The organism is Sulfitobacter sp. OXR-159 (assembly GCF_034377145.1).
Taxonomy (GTDB): Bacteria; Pseudomonadota; Alphaproteobacteria; order Rhodobacterales; family Rhodobacteraceae; genus Sulfitobacter.
Genome location: NZ_CP139707.1, coordinates 2,768,484 through 2,784,931 on the forward strand (window position 1 = coordinate 2,768,484; position 16,448 = coordinate 2,784,931).

Annotated in this window: 13 protein-coding genes; 3 read left to right on the forward strand and 10 right to left on the reverse strand. The window is 62.8% G+C overall.

The genetic code is table 11. From position 1 onward, the window contains the following. Window positions 1-79: 79 nt before the first annotated feature. Window positions 80-796 carry a GntR family transcriptional regulator gene (locus tag T8A63_RS14280; protein ID WP_322344180.1) on the reverse strand — a complete coding sequence of 239 codons (717 nt, stop codon included), beginning with the start codon at window positions 794-796 and terminating at the stop codon, window positions 80-82. Window positions 797-920: 124 nt separating this feature from the next. On the opposite strand from T8A63_RS14280, the gene T8A63_RS14285 reads away from it, so the two are divergent. The 3 genes from T8A63_RS14285 (at window position 921) to T8A63_RS14295 (ending at window position 4,342) form a co-directional block, all read left to right on the forward strand. Then, a complete protein-coding gene (locus T8A63_RS14285) occupies window positions 921-2,270 on the forward strand; it encodes a glutamine synthetase family protein (RefSeq protein ID WP_067626074.1) in 1,350 nt (449 codons plus the stop codon). After that, entirely contained in the window at window positions 2,270-3,574 is a 1,305-nt protein-coding gene (locus T8A63_RS14290; protein ID WP_322344181.1) for an FAD-binding oxidoreductase, read from the forward strand. Before T8A63_RS14285 ends, T8A63_RS14290 begins: the two co-directional genes overlap by 1 nt. Window positions 3,575-3,646: 72 nt before the next feature. Then, window positions 3,647-4,342: a haloacid dehalogenase type II gene (locus tag T8A63_RS14295; protein WP_322344182.1), complete on the forward strand. Its 696-nt coding sequence runs from the start codon at window positions 3,647-3,649 to the stop codon at window positions 4,340-4,342. A 3-nt stretch (window positions 4,343-4,345) separates the two neighbouring features. Here the strand turns inward: T8A63_RS14295 and T8A63_RS14300 are convergent, their stop codons facing one another. From T8A63_RS14300 to T8A63_RS14340, 9 genes are all read right to left on the reverse strand, one after another. Then, window positions 4,346-5,080 (reverse strand): ABC transporter permease, encoded by a 735-nt coding sequence (locus T8A63_RS14300; protein ID WP_322344183.1) that lies wholly within the window; start codon window positions 5,078-5,080, stop codon window positions 4,346-4,348. Further along, a complete protein-coding gene (locus T8A63_RS14305) occupies window positions 5,077-6,012 on the reverse strand; it encodes an ABC transporter ATP-binding protein (RefSeq protein WP_322344184.1) in 936 nt (311 codons plus the stop codon). Before T8A63_RS14305 ends, T8A63_RS14300 begins: the two co-directional genes overlap by 4 nt. Beyond that, window positions 6,009-7,175, reverse strand: coding sequence for an ABC transporter permease (locus T8A63_RS14310; RefSeq protein ID WP_322344185.1), 1,167 nt, complete (start codon window positions 7,173-7,175; stop codon window positions 6,009-6,011). Before T8A63_RS14310 ends, T8A63_RS14305 begins: the two co-directional genes overlap by 4 nt. A gap of 17 nt (window positions 7,176-7,192) precedes the next feature. Continuing rightward, the gene (locus tag T8A63_RS14315; protein ID WP_322344186.1) at window positions 7,193-8,107 is read right to left on the reverse strand and encodes an ABC transporter substrate-binding protein; all 915 of its coding nucleotides are present in this window, start codon (window positions 8,105-8,107) and stop codon (window positions 7,193-7,195) included. A gap of 186 nt (window positions 8,108-8,293) precedes the next feature. After that, window positions 8,294-11,344 carry an efflux RND transporter permease subunit gene (locus T8A63_RS14320; protein ID WP_322344187.1) on the reverse strand — a complete coding sequence of 1,017 codons (3,051 nt, stop codon included), beginning with the start codon at window positions 11,342-11,344 and terminating at the stop codon, window positions 8,294-8,296. Between the two features lie 4 nt (window positions 11,345-11,348). Further along, on the reverse strand, window positions 11,349-12,428 hold the full coding sequence (locus T8A63_RS14325; protein WP_082849459.1) for an efflux RND transporter periplasmic adaptor subunit: 1,080 nt from the start codon (window positions 12,426-12,428) through the stop codon (window positions 11,349-11,351). A 2-nt stretch (window positions 12,429-12,430) separates the two neighbouring features. Beyond that, complete coding sequence (locus tag T8A63_RS14330; RefSeq protein ID WP_067935700.1) at window positions 12,431-13,021, reverse strand: TetR/AcrR family transcriptional regulator; 591 nt, start codon at window positions 13,019-13,021, stop codon at window positions 12,431-12,433. Window positions 13,022-13,139: 118 nt separating this feature from the next. Beyond that, window positions 13,140-14,051, reverse strand: a complete 912-nt coding sequence (locus T8A63_RS14335; protein WP_322344188.1) for an AEC family transporter — start codon at window positions 14,049-14,051, stop codon at window positions 13,140-13,142. A gap of 110 nt (window positions 14,052-14,161) precedes the next feature. Continuing rightward, on the reverse strand, window positions 14,162-16,402 hold the full coding sequence (locus T8A63_RS14340; protein WP_322344189.1) for a TRAP transporter permease: 2,241 nt from the start codon (window positions 16,400-16,402) through the stop codon (window positions 14,162-14,164). Window positions 16,403-16,448: the final 46 nt, after the last annotated feature.

Sequence of the window (16,448 nt, forward strand, 5' to 3'; positions counted from 1 at the left end):
CGTTCCCCCATCGTTCGGCGCAGTTCTAGCCTGATCACCCAAGGAATTCATAGATCAAAGGCCAGACGCCGCCCGTGTGCTACGGCTGGCCCGCTTCCCCGCCCGCCTCTGCCGCCAGCAGCTTGCGGCCCGTGTCGAGCACACCGTCGACGATGTCATTGGCAATCGCCGCGCTCAGCGCTGCGCCATCGCGTGCGGTTAGTGCCGCCAACACCTCTTTATGTCGGTCAATCTGATAGTATTCCGCCACCTCAGTGATGACCTGCCGCTGAAAGGGGCCGAGTTGCAGCCAGATGCTTTCGATCATCGGCAAGGACGCCTGCGCCGGGTTCACCGAATACAGCATCCGGTGAAAGGCTTGGTTCTGCAGCGTCAGTTGGTCCGAGTCCCGTTCCGCCACAAACCGATCCATGCTGCCGTCAATCTCGGTCAGCCTGTCGATCACGATGTCCGAGATATAGGGCAAGGCGCGCAAGGCGGCGTGGGTCTCGACCGCGATGCGCAGGGCGACCAGTTCCTCGAACCGGTCAGAGGTCATCAGCGGCACGGTCAGGCGGCGGTTGTCCTTGATCTGGATGGCATGTTCCGAACTCAGCCGCCGCACTGCCTCGCGCACCGGGGTCGGGCTGAGGCCAAGACGCTCTGCAATGCCGCGCATGGTCAGCGAGGTGCCGGGCGTGATCGCGCCAAGCATGATCGCATTGCGCAGCCGCTCATAGACATATTCCTGCGTCGTCCCGCCCGGAATCTCAGGGATCTCGGGGATGTTGAGCGCGTCGTTTTCGGTGTCGGTCATCGGGCCGCCTTTGGTCTTTCGCCGCTGACCATACGCTCCGGGGCGATTGACAGACAAGCGAATAGTGGTATGACGTTTCCCTAAATGGTATCACATTTTCAGGTTCGATATCGAAAGGAACCCCATGTCTCAGAGCAAAGCCGAAGCCTGGCTGGCGCAACATCCCGAAATCGAATCCATCTTTGCCTGTGTCTGCGACCTTAACGGCACCATGCGCGGCAAGCGGGTGCCAGCCGATCAAGTCTCCAAGGTTGTCGAAGGCGGGCTGCGCATGCCCCTGTCCATCGTTGGCATGGATATTTGGGGCGAAGATGTCGAAAACAGCGAACTGGTGTTTGAGACCGGGGATTCCGATGGCCTTTGTGATTTCACGGGCCGCCCCTTGATGCCCATCACATGGACCTCGCGCCCGACCGCGCTTGCGATGCTCTGGATGCGTCAGGAAAACGGCGCCCCCTTCCCCGGCGATCCGCGCCGCGCGCTGGCCGAAGTGGCGGCCAAGTTCAAGGCACGTGGTCTCACCCCCGTGGTTGCGACCGAGTTGGAGTTCTACCTCGTTGATCCGTCCGAGGATCACCCGCAGGCGCCCTGCTCTCCGGTGACCGGCAAGCGGCTGGATTCCGACGGCGCACTGTCGCTGGACGAGTTGCAGCATTTCGATGAGTTCCTGAACGAGGTCTATGACGCCTGCGAATTGCAGGGCATCCCGGCGGATGCGGCGATCTCGGAAAACGGGGCGGGGCAGTTCGAGATCAACATGCGCCATGTGGACGATCCGCTGCGCGCGGCAGATGACGCGGTGCTGTTCAAACGGCTGGTGCGCGGCATCGCCCGCAAACACGGCTTTGCCGCAACCTTCATGGCCAAACCTTATGGCGATCTGGCAGGTAGCGGTTTTCACGTGCATTTCTCGCTGGTCGATGAGAACGGCGTTAACGTCTTTGACAATGGCGGGGATGAGGGCACATCCCTGATGCTCAACGCCGTGGCCGGTCTGCTGGCAACGATGCAGCAAAACACGCTGACCTTCGCGCCGCATGAAAACTCCTATCGCCGCTTGCTGCCGGGCGCCCATGCGCCGACCAATGTCGCCTGGGGCTATGAGAACCGCACCGCCGCGATCCGCATCCCCGGCGGAGACGCCAAGGCCCGGCGCATCGAGCACCGTGTGGCCGGTGCCGATGCCAACCCCTATCTGGTGCTGACCAGCATCTTGGGCGGCGCGCTTTTGGGGATCGAGCAAGACATGCAGCCCGTCGCCCCGATCACTGGCGACGCCTATACGATGAAGCTCGACAACCTGCCGCTCGACTGGGCCACGGCGATTGATGCCTTCCGCAAAGGGCCGGATGTGCCAGGCATCTTTTCCTCGCGGTTGCAGACCATGATGGTCGAATGCAAAACCCAAGAGTTGCGCAAATTCGCGCGGCAAGTGACCCATTTCGAATATGATACCTATCTGGAGATCGTCTGATGTCTCGTCCCCCCTACGCCGGTGACGGCAGCCATACGTCAAGCTACTACGCGGCCTCGGCCAATCCCTCACCTGAGCGCCCAAAATTGCAGGGAGATCACGAGATCGACGTTTGCATCGTCGGCGCGGGTTATAGCGGCCTGTCGACGGGTCTGCATCTGGCCGAAAAGGGCTATAAGGTCGCCATCATCGAAGGCGCGCGCGTGGGCTGGGGGGCCTCGGGCCGCAATGGCGGGCAGATCGTCAACGGGCTCAACGCCAGCCTGCAAACGATCAAGCGCCGCTATGGTCAGGACACGGCGACTTTCGTAGCCGGGTTGGTGCAAGAAGGTGGCGAGATCATCCGCGAGCGGGTCCGCACCTATGACATCAAATGCGACCTCAAGGAAAAGAACATCTTCACCGGCCTCACGCCTGCGCATATGCGCGAGTTGGAAGAGCGGCAGAAGCTCTGGCAGAGCTACGGCATCAACAATCAAGAGATGCTGGACAAGGACCAGTTGCGCGCCCACATCAATTCCGACCTCTATGAAGGCGGGCTGATCGACCATTCGGGCGGCCATATGCACCCGCTCAACCTCGCCCTCGGTGAGGCGGCGGCGTTTGAGAAAAACGGCGGCACGATCTATGAGATGTCCCCCGTGACGGATGTCGATCACGACGCCCCACGCCCCGTGGTCAGAACCGCCAAGGGCACGATGACCTGCAAGACGCTGGTGCTCTGCGGCAATGCCTACCTTGGCCATGTGGTGCCCACGCTGACCCCGCGCGTGATGCCCGTCTCGACCCAAGTCATGGCAACCGAACCGCTGAGCGAGGCACAAGCCCACGCGCTGCTGCCCACCGACGCCTGCGTCGAAGACATCCGCTATATCCTCGATTATTACCGTCTGTCGGGCGACAAACGCATGCTTTTCGGGGGTGGCACCGTCTATGGCGGCGCTGACCCGCGCGACATCAAGGCCAAGCTCAAACGGAACATGGACAAGGTCTTCCCCCAACTCAAAGACGTGAAGATCGACTATGCCTGGAGCGGCAATTTTGCCCTGTCCTTCAGCCGTGTTCCGCAGATGGGCCGGATCGGCGACAACACCTATTTCGCGCACGGCTACAGCGGCCATGGTGTCACCGGCTCGCATACCTTCGGGCGCATCCTTTCGGAAGCGATCGACGGCGATCTGACCCGGTTTGACGTCTTCGCCAATGTGCCGTGGTTCCCCTTCCCCGGCGGGCGCATGTTGCGCGTGCCCTATTCGGTCGTGGGATCGTGGTGGTACGGGCTGCGCGACCGTTTGGGGGTCTGAAACCTTTTGACAGGGCTGGGGGTTTCTTCACAATGACCGGGCGCATCGCCCGCCGTGACAGGAAGGACCCCCATGCCCGATCAAAAGCCCGTCTCTACAATCGTCTTCGACGTGAACGAGACCCTGCTCGACATCACCACTCTGGAGCCACTGTTCGCGCGCCTCTTCGGCGACGCCTCGGTCCTGCGCGAATGGTTTGCCGAGTTGATCCTCTATTCCCAGACCATGACCCTCTCGGGACGCTATGCCCCCTTCGGTGCGCTGGCGGGGGGTGTCTTGCAGATGGTCGGCGCAAACAAGGGCGTGACGATCAGTGATGAGGACGTGGCCGAGTTAAAATCTCTCATCGGCTCCATGCCCGCCCATCCGGATGTCGCCCCCGCCCTGCGCAAGCTGCGCGAAGCAGGTTTCCGGCTGGTCACGCTGACCAATTCGCCCCCCTCTCCCGCGCCGACACCTTTGGAGAAAGCCGGCATCGCTGACTTCTTCGACCGCAGCTTTAGCGTTGATGAGGTGGCAAAGTTCAAACCCCATCCGGCGACCTACCAGATGGTGGCCGATGCGTTGGACCTACAGACCGATGACCTTTGCATGGTGGCCTGCCATCTGTGGGACACCATCGGCGCGCAGGCGGCGGGCTGTAAGGGGGCGTTCCTGACCCGCCCCAACAACAACCTGATCGAGGCCGAAAACGTGCCGCAGCCGCACTACCTCTCGGACGATCTGGTAGACTTGGCCCAGCAGATCATCTCCGCGAACGGGGGCTGAGCCTCAGCCGCCCATGCGCCGCGCCAGCCGCGTTTCAAGCTGCACCATGGCGTCATAGATCTGCACCGCAAACAGCCCCACCGCCAGCCCGCCCTGCACCACGAAGGCGGTGTTATTGGTCAAAAGCCCCGCGATGATCACCTCACCCAAGGTCCGCGCCGCCACGGTCGAGCCGATGGTCGCCGTGCCAAGTGCGATGACCACCGACAGCCGGATGCCCGTCAGCGTCACCGGCAGGGCAAGCGGCAGTTCCACCCTCCACAGCCGTTGCCAACGGCTCAGCCCGATGCCGCGCGCGGCCTCCATCGTTGCGGGCGGCAGATTGGTCAGCCCCGTCACCGCGTTCTCAAAAATCGGCAGAAGCCCATAAAGAAAGAGCGCCACCAGCGTTGGCCCGGCGCCAAAGCCCAAGGCGGGCACGGCCAGCGCCAGAACCGCGACGGGCGGAAAGGTCTGCCCCATGTTGGTGATGGTGCGTGACAGCGGGCGGAACGCCGCGCCCGCAGGCCGGGTCACAAGGATCGCCAGCGTCACTGCCACCACCGTCGCCGCAGCCGAGGCCATCGCGACCAGCGCCAGATGGCTCAGCGAGAGCGACAAAAGAGAGGCGCGCGTGTAGATCACCGGACCATTGGCCGGGGCCAAAGGCGCAAGCAGCGGCGTGAACCACTCAGGCCGCAGGACCAAGGCCAGCAATACCGCCACCAGAAGCGGCCGCAGGAACCAGCTGATCCTCATGCGTGCTGCCCGGCCCGGGCGCGGATTGCGTCGAGGGTCACCCGACCCATCGGCACCCCGTCTTTCGCCACCGGCACCGCTGGGCGCCCCGTCCATAGGCAGGCCGAGAGCGCGTCGCGTAGGCTGGCGTCGGCGGACAGCACTTCGCCTTCGGCGCTGCCCTCTTCCACCAACTCGGCGGCGGGGATCAGCGAGAGAAGCCGCAGGGGCCGCTCCACATCGCCGACCATATCCGCCACGAAATCGGTCGCGGGTTTCGCGATGATTTCAGCCGGTGTGCCGTGCTGCACCAGATGCCCCCCGTCCATCACCGCCACCCGATCACCCAGCCGGATCGCCTCTTCCATGTCGTGGGTCACCAGCATGATGGTCGAGCCAAGCCGCTGCTGGATGTGCCGCAGGTCTTCTTGCGCGCGGGTGCGGATGATCGGGTCCAACGCGCCAAAGGGTTCGTCCATCAACAGCAGATCAGGCCGCGAGGCCAAGGCCCGCGCCACGCCGACACGCTGTTGCTGCCCTCCCGACAATTCCGCCGGATAGCGGTCGCGGAATTGCGCAGGGTCCATCGAGAATAGCGCGAGCAGTTCATCCACCCGCGCCGCGATCTTGTCGCGCGGCCAGCCTAGCAGTTGCGGCACCGCGCCGATATTGCGCCCCACGGTGTGATGCGGAAACAGCCCGTGCCCTTGGATGGCATAGCCAATCCGCCGCCGCAGGATATGTGGCTTGACCGAAAGGGTGGAGTCGCCGTTGATCCGCACCTCCCCCGAGGTCGGCTCCTCTAGCCGGTTGATCATCCGCAAAAGCGTCGTTTTCCCTGACCCAGAGGTGCCGACGATCACCGTGATGGTTCCCGTCTCAACCGTCATCGACACGGAATCCACCGCCCGGATATCGCCATAGGTCTTGGTAATGCGGTCGATCTCGATCATGTGCTGTCCTTTGGGGTCTTGCGGGTCAGTTCGACCAATATGTCCATCACGATAGCTGCCGTAAGCGCCAGCACCACGGTCGGCAAAGCACCCAGCAGGATCAGGTCGGTCGCGGTCTGGTTCAGCCCTTGGAAGACGAACGTGCCGAACCCGCCGCCGCCGATCAGCCCGGCGATGACCGCCAGCCCGATGTTCTGCACCAATACAATGCGCAGCCCGGTCAGGATGATCGGCAAGCCCAGCGGCAACTCTACCCGCAACAGACGCTGAAGGGGCGTCATCCCCATGCCCCGCGCGGCCTCAAGCGCCGCAGGCGGGGCGGATGCGAGCCCCGCCACCGTGTTGCCGACCACGGGCAGCAACGAATAAAGCACCAGTGCGAGAAAGGCGGGCGCAAAGCCGATGCCCGCAATGCCAAGCGCCCGCGCGCCGGGCAAGTTCGCCCCAACCCAGCCGAGGATCGGGATCATCAAGCCGAACATGGCAAGCGAAGGGATGGTTTGCAAAAAGCTCAGCACCGGCAAAGTGGCACCGCGCAGACTGGCAAGGCGGTGGCAGAGCACCCCAAGCGGGAAGCCAATTACCGCTGCGGCGGCAAGCGAGCCGAAGGCCAGCCCGAGATGACGCAAGAATTCCCGCCCGAAAGCATCCGCCCGGCTGGCGTATTCCTGCATCACCGACAGGTCAGACAGCGCGCCCGACCACAAGATCGCGCCCAGCACCGCGAGCACCGCCACCAAAACACCGCCGCGCATCAGCGGCCCCGGTGCCATAGCGGCCAGCGCATCGGCCATGAGCAACATGAAAACAACCAGCAGGCACCAAAAGCCCACCGAGGGCGAAACACGGGCATAGTCACCGGCCTCGGCCAGCAAACCGGACGCCCCTTGGGTCAGCAGCCACAGCAGACCGCCGACGCCCAAAGCCGCTCCTGCAATACGCAGGCTGTTCCGTCCTGCGGGGAGCCCCATGATCAGACCCGCAGCAATCGCGGCGAGCCCCGGCAGCACAACGGGCAGAGAGGCCACGCCCCATGCCATCACCCCTTCACCCGCCACAATCCGATTGGCGGCGAGGGTCATGAAAGGCACGCAAAGCGCCGCCGCGCCCAGCACGGCGAACAAAAGCCCCGGCGCAGAAAACCCTGCGCCGGGGCCGGTCAATGTCCGCGTGGCGGAGATCAGTCCAGCACCCCGGTCTCGGTCAGATAAGCGCGGGCCACGGCCTCCGCTGGCTCCCCGCCGACCTGAATGCGACCGTTAAGCTTTTGCAGTGTCGCCATGTCGAGCCCGGCGAAAATCGGGTTCAGCACCTCGGCGATTTGGGGGTATTCCTCCAGCACTTCGGCGCGGACGATGGGGGTGGGTTCATAGACCGGCTGCACGCCCTTGTCGTCTTCCATCACCACAAGGCCGGTCGCACCGACACCGCCGTCGGTGCCATAAACCATCGCCGCATTGACGCCGGACGTGCCACGCGCCGCCGCCTGAATGGTCGCTGCCGTGTCGCCGCCCGACAGGATGACGGTCTGGTCTTGGGTCAGCTCAAAGCCGTAGGTCTCCTGCATCGCGGGCAGCACGGCAGGGGAGGACACGAATTCGGTCGAAGCGGCAAGCTTCACCTCACCGCCCTCGGCCACCCATGCGCCGAAATCGGACATGGTGGTGAGGTTGTTTTCCTCGGCCAGCGGGCCGGTCACGGCGATGGCCCAAGTGTTGTTGGCCGGGGCGGAATCGAGCCAAGTGACGTTATTCTCACCGCCGTCCAATTCCTTGGCCCGGGCATGGGCCTTGGCCGCGTCTTTCCAGACATCACTTTCCGCTTCGTTAAAGAAGAAGGCCGCGTTGCCGGTGTATTCGGGGTAAATGTCGATCTGGTCCGACAGGATCGCTTCGCGCACCACCTGTGTGCCGCCCAGCTGCAGACGCCGCTCAACCGGCAGCCCTGCGTCTTCGAGCGCCAGTGCGATGACATTGCCCAACAGGCCGCCTTCGGTGTCGATCTTCGACGAAACGGTGATTTCCGCCGAGGCGGCAGAGGCCAGCGCGGCGGCAAGACCAGCAGCGGCAGCGGTAGAGAGAATGCGGGGACCCATGGGCGAGAACTCCTTGAAAGAATGGCCTGACACAGCGACATGCCGTTTGAAAACGGTAAGGTAGCTGGCATTTTCGCGAAACCAAGGCGGGATTGCAGGGCGGCGCGGAATTTTTACCGCCCGGGTACGACAAAGGGCGCGCCCGGAGTGACCGAACGCGCCCTTTGCCTTGCCGTCACGCGCCGATCAGGCGGCGCGGGCGGCCTCCGCCTCACGCGCGGCGCTGCGCTTGAAAAAGAGGAAGTACAGCACCGGTGCCGCAATCAGGGTCAAGACCGAGGCAAAGGCCAGCCCGCCCATGATCGTTGCCGCCATTGACTGGAAAAACGCATCCGACAAAAGCGGCAGCATCCCCAGAATGGTTGTGGCCGCAGCCAAGAACACCGGGCGCAAACGCGAGGTCGATGCAAGCACGATGGCCTCTTTCAGGTCCATGGTCGGATCAGCAGCACGGGTAAGGTCGATCTCTTCCACCAGCACGATGCCATTCTTGATCAACATCCCCGAGAGCGACAACAGCCCCAGAAGCGCGGTGAAGGTAAAGGGCAGCCCCGTCCCGAGTAGCGCAAGGCTGACCCCGTTGACCGCCATCGGCACCAAGAGCCAGATAATGATCGGCTGTTTCAGCGCGTTGAACAGCAGGACCGAGATCAGCACCATGATGATGAGGCTGAGAGGCAATTGCTTGCCCAAGGCGGCCTGCGCTTCGCCCGCGCTTTCCAACTCACCACCCCACTCCATGGCATAGCCTTCGGGGATTTCCATCGCCTCAATGGTTTCCTGCACCTCGGCCTGCACCTGTGCCGCCGTGACACCGCGCGGGATATCGGCCCCCACGGTGATCACATCGGCCCGGTCGCGGCGGTAGAGCAACGTGTCCTGCGGCTCGAACCGGAAACCGTCGATCACCTGCTCCATGGGTATCAGCGCATTGGTGTTTTGCGCATAGATCACATGATCGGTCAGCGCCAGATCGGCATCCTGCGGGGCGCGGATCACGATGGGGATCTGACGATCCCGCTCGCGGAAGGTGCCGCCGCTGGTGCCTTCGGTGGCGAACTTCAGGGTCTCCGTGATCTCGGTCCGAGAGATCCCTGCGTCCTGTGCACGCTCCTCGGCATAGATCGGACGCAGCACCAATTCACGCTCGCGCCAATCCTGCCGCGGGGTGATGATATTGTCCGATGCCGCCTGCATCCGCGCCATGGCTTCATCGGCCAGATCACGCAGCACATCGGGATTGCGACCCGAGAAACGCACCTCGATCGGGGCACCGCCGCCGGGGCCAAAGGCCAGACGCTTGGCCCGGAACTCCCCCTGCGGGACCGCATCGACGGCAAACGCCTCCAGCGCGTTCATCTCATCTTGGATCACCTCAAGCGAGGTGACCCGGACGATCAGATGCCCGTAGCTGGGGTTGGGGTCTTCGGCCTGATAGGTCAGCATGAAACGCGCCGCCCCCTGCCCTGCGTAAGAGGTCACGTCCTCAACATTGTCCCGCGCCACCAGCCAGTCTTCAAGCACGGCCAGATCGTTGGAGGTCTGGTGGATCGACGACCCCTGCGGCAGTTTGTAGTGCACGAAGTACAGCGGTGTGTTGCTGTCGGGGAAGAACTGCTGCTTGATCTGTCCAAAAAGGGCATAGCACACCGCCGTCCCGGCAATCAGCGCCACGATCACCAGCCAACGCAGCTTGAGCGAGGCACGCAGCACGGCGGCATAGCCCTTGAAGATCGCCCCGTCATAGCCGCCAGCCCCGCCTTCGGCCCCGCGCTTGAAAAAGTAATGCCCCAAAAGCGGCGTCGCGGTGATGGCCAAAAGCCAAGAAAGCAGCAGCGAGATCGCGATAACGGCAAAGAGGGAGAACAGGAATTCACCCGTCGCATCGGGGCTTAGCCCGATCCCGGCAAAAGCCATGATCCCGATGACCGTCGCCCCCAGAAGCGGGATCTGTGTCTTGCTTGCTGCCTCGGTCGCCGCATCGCGAGAGCTTTTGCCCTGCTGCATCGAGATTTGCATCCCCTCGGCCACAACGATGGCGTTGTCGACAAGCATCCCCATCGCGATGATCAACGCCCCGAGCGAGATACGCTCCATCTCAATCGCGCCGAGCGCCATGAAAAAGAGCGTTCCCACCACCGTCAGCAACAAGGTGGAGCCCACCACGATCGCCGCGCGCCAGCCCATGAAGACGGCCAGCACGGCCACCACGATGGCAACGGACATGGCAAGGTTTAGCAAAAAGGCGTTCGATGCCTCTTCGACGACCGTGTGCTGACGGTAGATCGATTCAACCGAGATGCCCAAGGGCAGCGTTTCGCGCAACTGCGCGAGCTTGTCGTCGACCCGTTTGCCGATGTCGACGATGTTCTCGGTCGCGATCCCGGCCACACCGACGGTAAAGGCCTCCTGCCCATTGTGGCGGATCACCAGATCAGGGTCGGCTTCGCGGGTGCGGTAGATATTGGTCACATCGGCAAGGTTGATGACCTGACCGCCAACCCCCACCGACAGCGCCGCAATTTCGGACACACTGTCAGAGCCTTCGGGCCGCTGGATCAAAGTGCGCCCGTCCGCGTCTTGGATGGCGCCCCCGTCGACGATCTCATTGGCGCTGGATACCGCGCCGACGATTGCCGTGGGTGGGATGCCAAGCGTGGTGCTCAGCGCAAGCTGCGGCTCGACATAGATCACCTCATTAGGCACGCCCGAGAGCGCCACATCCGACACGCCATCGACCAGCAGCAATTCGCGCCGCAGATAGGTGGACAGCTCATTCACCTCGGCATCGGAGTAGCCTTCGGCGGTGACGGCGTAGTAAAGCCCGTAAACGTCGCCGAAACCGTCGTTCACATAGGGCTGCGTCGCCCCGCTCGGCATCGCGGCCTCGTTCACGCGGTTGCGCAGTTTGGTCCAGATTTCCGGCAATTCAGACCCGTCAAAGGTATCCTGCATATTGACCGTGATCCACGACAGACCGGGCTGGTTCATGGATTCGATGTCCTTGATCTCGGACATCTTCTGGATTTGAGATTCCAGAGGTTCAGTAACCTCTAGCGCCACCTCCTCGGCAGAGGCACCGGGGTATTGGGTCACGACCACGGCGGTTTTGATGGTAAAGGCCGGGTCTTCGAGGCGGCCAAGGGTTGCAAAGCCCCAGATGCCACCCAAAAGACAGATCAGCATGATGATCCAAGTATAGACGGGGCGGTTGATGGACAGACGTGCGATATCCATGCGCTCAGTCTCCGAAGCCGACGAAGCGGCGCACGGCGGCGCCGTCTTCAAGCTGGCTTGCGCCACTCACCACGATCTCTTGCCCATCCGAAAGGCCCGTCTCGACTTTGACATCGCCGCGCGCGGTGGGGGTGATCTCAACCGCCGTGAGGGCGACCGTGCCCTCGCGTGCGCCGGTGGGGTCAAAGACCATGACATAGGTGCCCCGGTCATTGCCCACCACGATGGCGGAATCGGGCACGATGATGCTCGACCCGCCGATGTTCAGCGTGGCGCGCACCTCAACCGAAGCGCCGGGCAGCGGCAAGAAATCCTCGGGCAAGTCCGCGCCAAGGGTGATGCTGTAGGTCTGGCCGACATCCGCCGTCTCGGCGTTGTATTCGCGGATCTGCATCGGGTAGCTATTGGCGTTCGCCGGGAATTTGGCCATGAACCGAACGTTCGGATCGCGCCCCGCGCGGAGGAACAGGGTCTCGGGCACGTCAATTTCGACCCGAAGCTCGGACATGTCATGCAGACGCACCACCGGCGTGCCCGCGCTGACGGTAGAGTAGTTGGGCACCAGGCGCGAGGCCACGATCGCATCGAAAGGCGCGTGCAGGGTGGCATTCTCAAGATCACGCTCGGCGTTGCGCACGGCGATATCGTTCACCGTCACGGCGGTTTCGGCGTCTTGCAGATTGACCTCGGCCACCGAAGACCCCGCTAATTTTTGATAGCGTTCCATGGTCCGGCGGGCCTGCGCGTCATTGGCCTGCGCTTGCTCTAGCGCCAGTTCAAACGGCTCTAGGTCCATCCGAGCGACGATTGAATCCTTGCTGACCGTGGCCCCCTCTTCGACCGGAAATTGCTCAATCTGGCCGCCGACCTGAAAGGCAAGGTCCACGGTTTCACGTGCAACCACCTTGCCGAAGAACACGCGTTCCATCTCGGCATCGCTGACTTTGACCGTCTGCAGCTTGACCACCGGGATTTCGGCAGCCGTGGCCATCGGCGCGGCCAGACCGCCGGCCAAGGTCAGCGCAAATCCCATTAGCCGCCCTGCGCCCGAACCGCGCACTGTCTTAACAAGCCACCTGGCCATGGTCAGTCTTCCTTATGAATAGCATCCGGCACGGGTCCAAGGGCGGCGGTCAGACTAAGTTGTTTGAGGGTGCGCAGCTGCGCGAGAAAATGGTCACGGTCCAGCGCATGCATGCCGGCGGCTTTGGCGGAACGCTGGATAAAATCGGCAAGTGCCTCGACGGTCAGGCCATTCCGGGTGAGCGCCGCTTCATGGGGCTGCAACACCTCGGCGATAACGCCACGGAAACGCCCTGCGGAACATTGCAGCGCCTCCTGGCTGACCGCATTGGCCCCGGCGATGAAATCCTGCGCGTTGGGCATCGCCTGCATGGTGTCATAGCCGCGCACCGCCATCCGGTCAAAGATCAGGTCCAGCTGTGCCCCCAGATCGGGTGCATTGGGCATCTCTTCGGCGATCTCTTGCAACGCCAATTCGGTGTAACGCCCAATCAGCCCGCGCAGGATGTCATCTTTGTTGCGAAACCGGTTGTAGAGCGTCTGGCGCGAGACACCCGCCTCTTCGCAGAGATCGCCCATGCTGGTGCGCTTGACCCCATAGCGGGAAAAGACATGCAACGCAGCGTCAAGCACGGTCTTTTCAAGTTCGGTCATGCGGGCTCCTTGGCTGTCGTCAAGGGCAATTGGACAGTTGGACCGAATATGTCAACCTGTAAATACTTGGCCATGCGGCAGGCGCAGATCACATTCGCGTTTCACACATGATCCGGGCCTAGGGCGCGGAAATCAGGCTTCCCAGATAGAGCGTGAGCGGCAGAGTGAAAAAGCTCAGTAATGTCTGCGTGGTGATGATGGCCGCCATCAGTGGCGCATCGCCCCGCATCTCACGCGCCAGCGTATAGCTTGCCACCCCGGTCGGCAGGGCCGCGAAGATCAGCGCGATTTGCAGGGTCAGTGGCGCAGGCGTCAACACCAGCGCCGCCAGCAGCACCGCCAGCGGGTTCACCAGATGTTTGCCCACAATCGACAGCCCGATGACCGAGACAGACCCCGAAAGCCCGCGCAGCCGCAGATTGGCCCCAACACAGAGCAGCATGATCGGCAGAGCCGCATCGCCCAAAATCCGCGCGCTTTCGTGCAAGACCGGCACTTCGTGCAGGCCCGCGAAGTTGAAAAGCACCCCAGCGAGGATGCCGAGGATCAGCGGGTTCTTGACCAGCCCTTTCAGGATAGATTTCCCGCCCCCGCCCAATTGCCGGGTCATCAGCGTCACCACCGTCACATTCACCACCGGCACCAGCAGCGCCGAGCCCAGCACCGCGATCTGTAGCCCTGCCGTGCCAAAGACGGCTTCGGCAATCGCAAGGCCGATGAAGGTGTTGAACCGCGCACTGCCCTGCAGCAGCGAACTGGCCTGCGGCGCGGCATAGGCCCGCCCAAAGAGCCACCCGCAAAAGATCGCCGCAAAGAACCCGGCATAGAGCAGCAAGGCATAATCGCCCAAGCCCCCGCTGAGGTCCGCCGCCGAGATCTTGGCAAAGAACAGCGCAGGCATCAGCACCCAATAGACCAGCCGGTCATTCAGGTTCCAGAATTTGGTTGAGGGGATGCCGCCCCGCCGCAGGCCATAGCCCATGAGGATCAGCGCAAAGACCGGCGCGATGGCCAGAAAGATAGTGAACATATTAACCGCCCGGAAGGATCGCGCGGACCCTAGGCGGCGCTTGGCCCGGATGCAACAGGGGCCGCTGCCTCAATTGAGGGCACCCCGGCCCCGTAGGGCCGGGGCGTGGATCAGTCGCTGCCGTGTACGGCGATCTGCGCATCGGGCGCGGGGCGGAACTTCCACTGGATGGCAAAGATCAACGCCGCTACCGCGATGCCGATGAGGTCGGTCACCAAACCGCCCGCGATCATGCACAGCGCGGCAAGGATCAGACCCAACCGGATGAACCACGCCGCCCTGCTGCCCGCAAACCAGCCCTGCATCCCCGAAGACAGCAGATAGACCCCAAAGATCGCCGTGATGCCTGCGCGGATCACCTCGAACCATGTGCCGTCCATCAGGATCGCGCCGTTGTAGAAGAACATGAACGGCACGATGAAGGCCGAGATGCCGATCTTGAACGACGCCACCGAAGTCTCCATCGGGTTGGCGCCCGAAATCCCCGCCGCCGCGTAACTGGCCAGCGCCACGGGGGGCGTGATGGCCGAGACCACGGCGAAGTAGAAGACAAAGAAGTGTGCCGTCAGCAGCGGAATGCCTAGTTGCACTAGCCCCGGTGCCACGACCGACGCCGCCACCGCATAGGCCGCCGTGGTGGGCATGCCCATGCCGAGCAGAATGGCGATACACATGGCAAAGAACAGGGCGAGGAACTGGCTCGCCTCCGCCAGACCCAGCAGCACCGAAGAGAAGCGCGCGCCGACGCCGGTCAGGCTGATGACACCCACGATGATACCGGCACAGGCACAGACCGCGATGATCTGGATCGACATGATCCCAGCAAGGTCAAAGGCTTTGACAATGCTGCGTAGCCCCATACGGAAGGGGGTGAACCACGAGACAACCGCCGCCGCCGCCGTCGCCAGCGTGCCCGCGCGGATGATCGAATAGCCCATGAACAGCGCATAGATCAGGATGATGATCGGGATGAACAGGAACACCCGGCGCAGCATGTCCTTGAGCTTGGGCAGCTCTTCAGAACGCATCCCGCGCATGCCCAGCTTGGCCGCTTCGAAATCCACCATGAAGTAGATCGACACGAAGTAAAGCACCGCCGGGATGATCGCCGCCACGGCGATGTCGGTGTAAGGAATGCCCGTGATCTCGGCCATGATGAAGGCACCTGCGCCCATGATCGGCGGCATGATCTGCCCACCGGTCGAGGCGGCGGCTTCGACCGCGCCTGCGGTGCGGGCCGGGTAGCCGACTTTCTTCATCAGCGGAATGGTCAGCGAGCCTGTCGCCACCACATTGCCCGCCGAGGTGCCGTTGATCATGCCCATGAGGCCCGAGGCAAAGATCGCAACCTTGGCCGGACCGCCGCGCGAACGTCCCGCAGCGGCAAAGGCGAAATTGACGAAGTAGTCGCCCACTTTCGACGCCTGAAGGAAGGCCGCGAAGATGATGAACAGGATGATATAGGTCGAAGAGACCGCCGTGGTCGGCCCCAAGATGCCCGCATCGGTGTAAACTTGGCTAAAGAACCGCGTCCACTGGATGTTGGGCGCATTCAGGAAGCCCGGCAGCATATCCCCCACAAAGACGTAGATGAGGAAGATGCCTGAGATCACGATCAGTGCCAGCCCCGCCACGCGGCGCGTTAGTTCCATGATCAACGCGGTGCCTGCGACAGCGGCGATGGAGATACCGATGGGCGCGAAGGGCGTGCCCGTCGAGTTGCGCATCAAGGTGCTGTACATGGTGATCAGATAGATCGCCACGGCGATGCCACAGACCGACAGCAACAGATCCGCAGGCGAAACCTGCCCCCGCTCACGGCCCCGCAGCCAACCGACGACGATCCCGATGGCCGTCGCGGCCACCAGCGGCAGGCCGTAGTGGTAAATCTCAAGGTTTTTGAACTCGGGGCTCATGCCGTTCCACTGCACCCCGGAGTTGATCTGGCTGGCGATGCCCAAGGCAGTCCAAATCGAATAAAGCGCCGGGATCATCGCAGCCCATGCCACGAAATCCAGCGGGTGGCGGCCCTGCCCGGTGCCTTCATCGACAAAGCCCCGCGCGGAATAGAGGGTGAAGCCAAGGATCAGCGCGCCCGCGATGTGCACGATGCGGAAGTTCCATGTCTCCATCGGGAAAGTCGGCAAAAGCGGGAGCCGCACGCCGGTAAGCTCGCCAATCGACATGCCGTTCAATGCGGCCATGTGGAAGAAGGCATAGATCGCCGACATCGCCGCGACGACCAGATAGGTGCGCCCGGTGAATATGCGGCGGTTGCTTTCAACGGGTTCGTCGTCAACCCCTTCGGCGACAATCGGGCCTTGAGGGTCGGCGCTATGCTGGTCTGTCATGGAAGCTCCCTTTCCCGGCAATCAGGCGGGATGATGGCAAGATGCC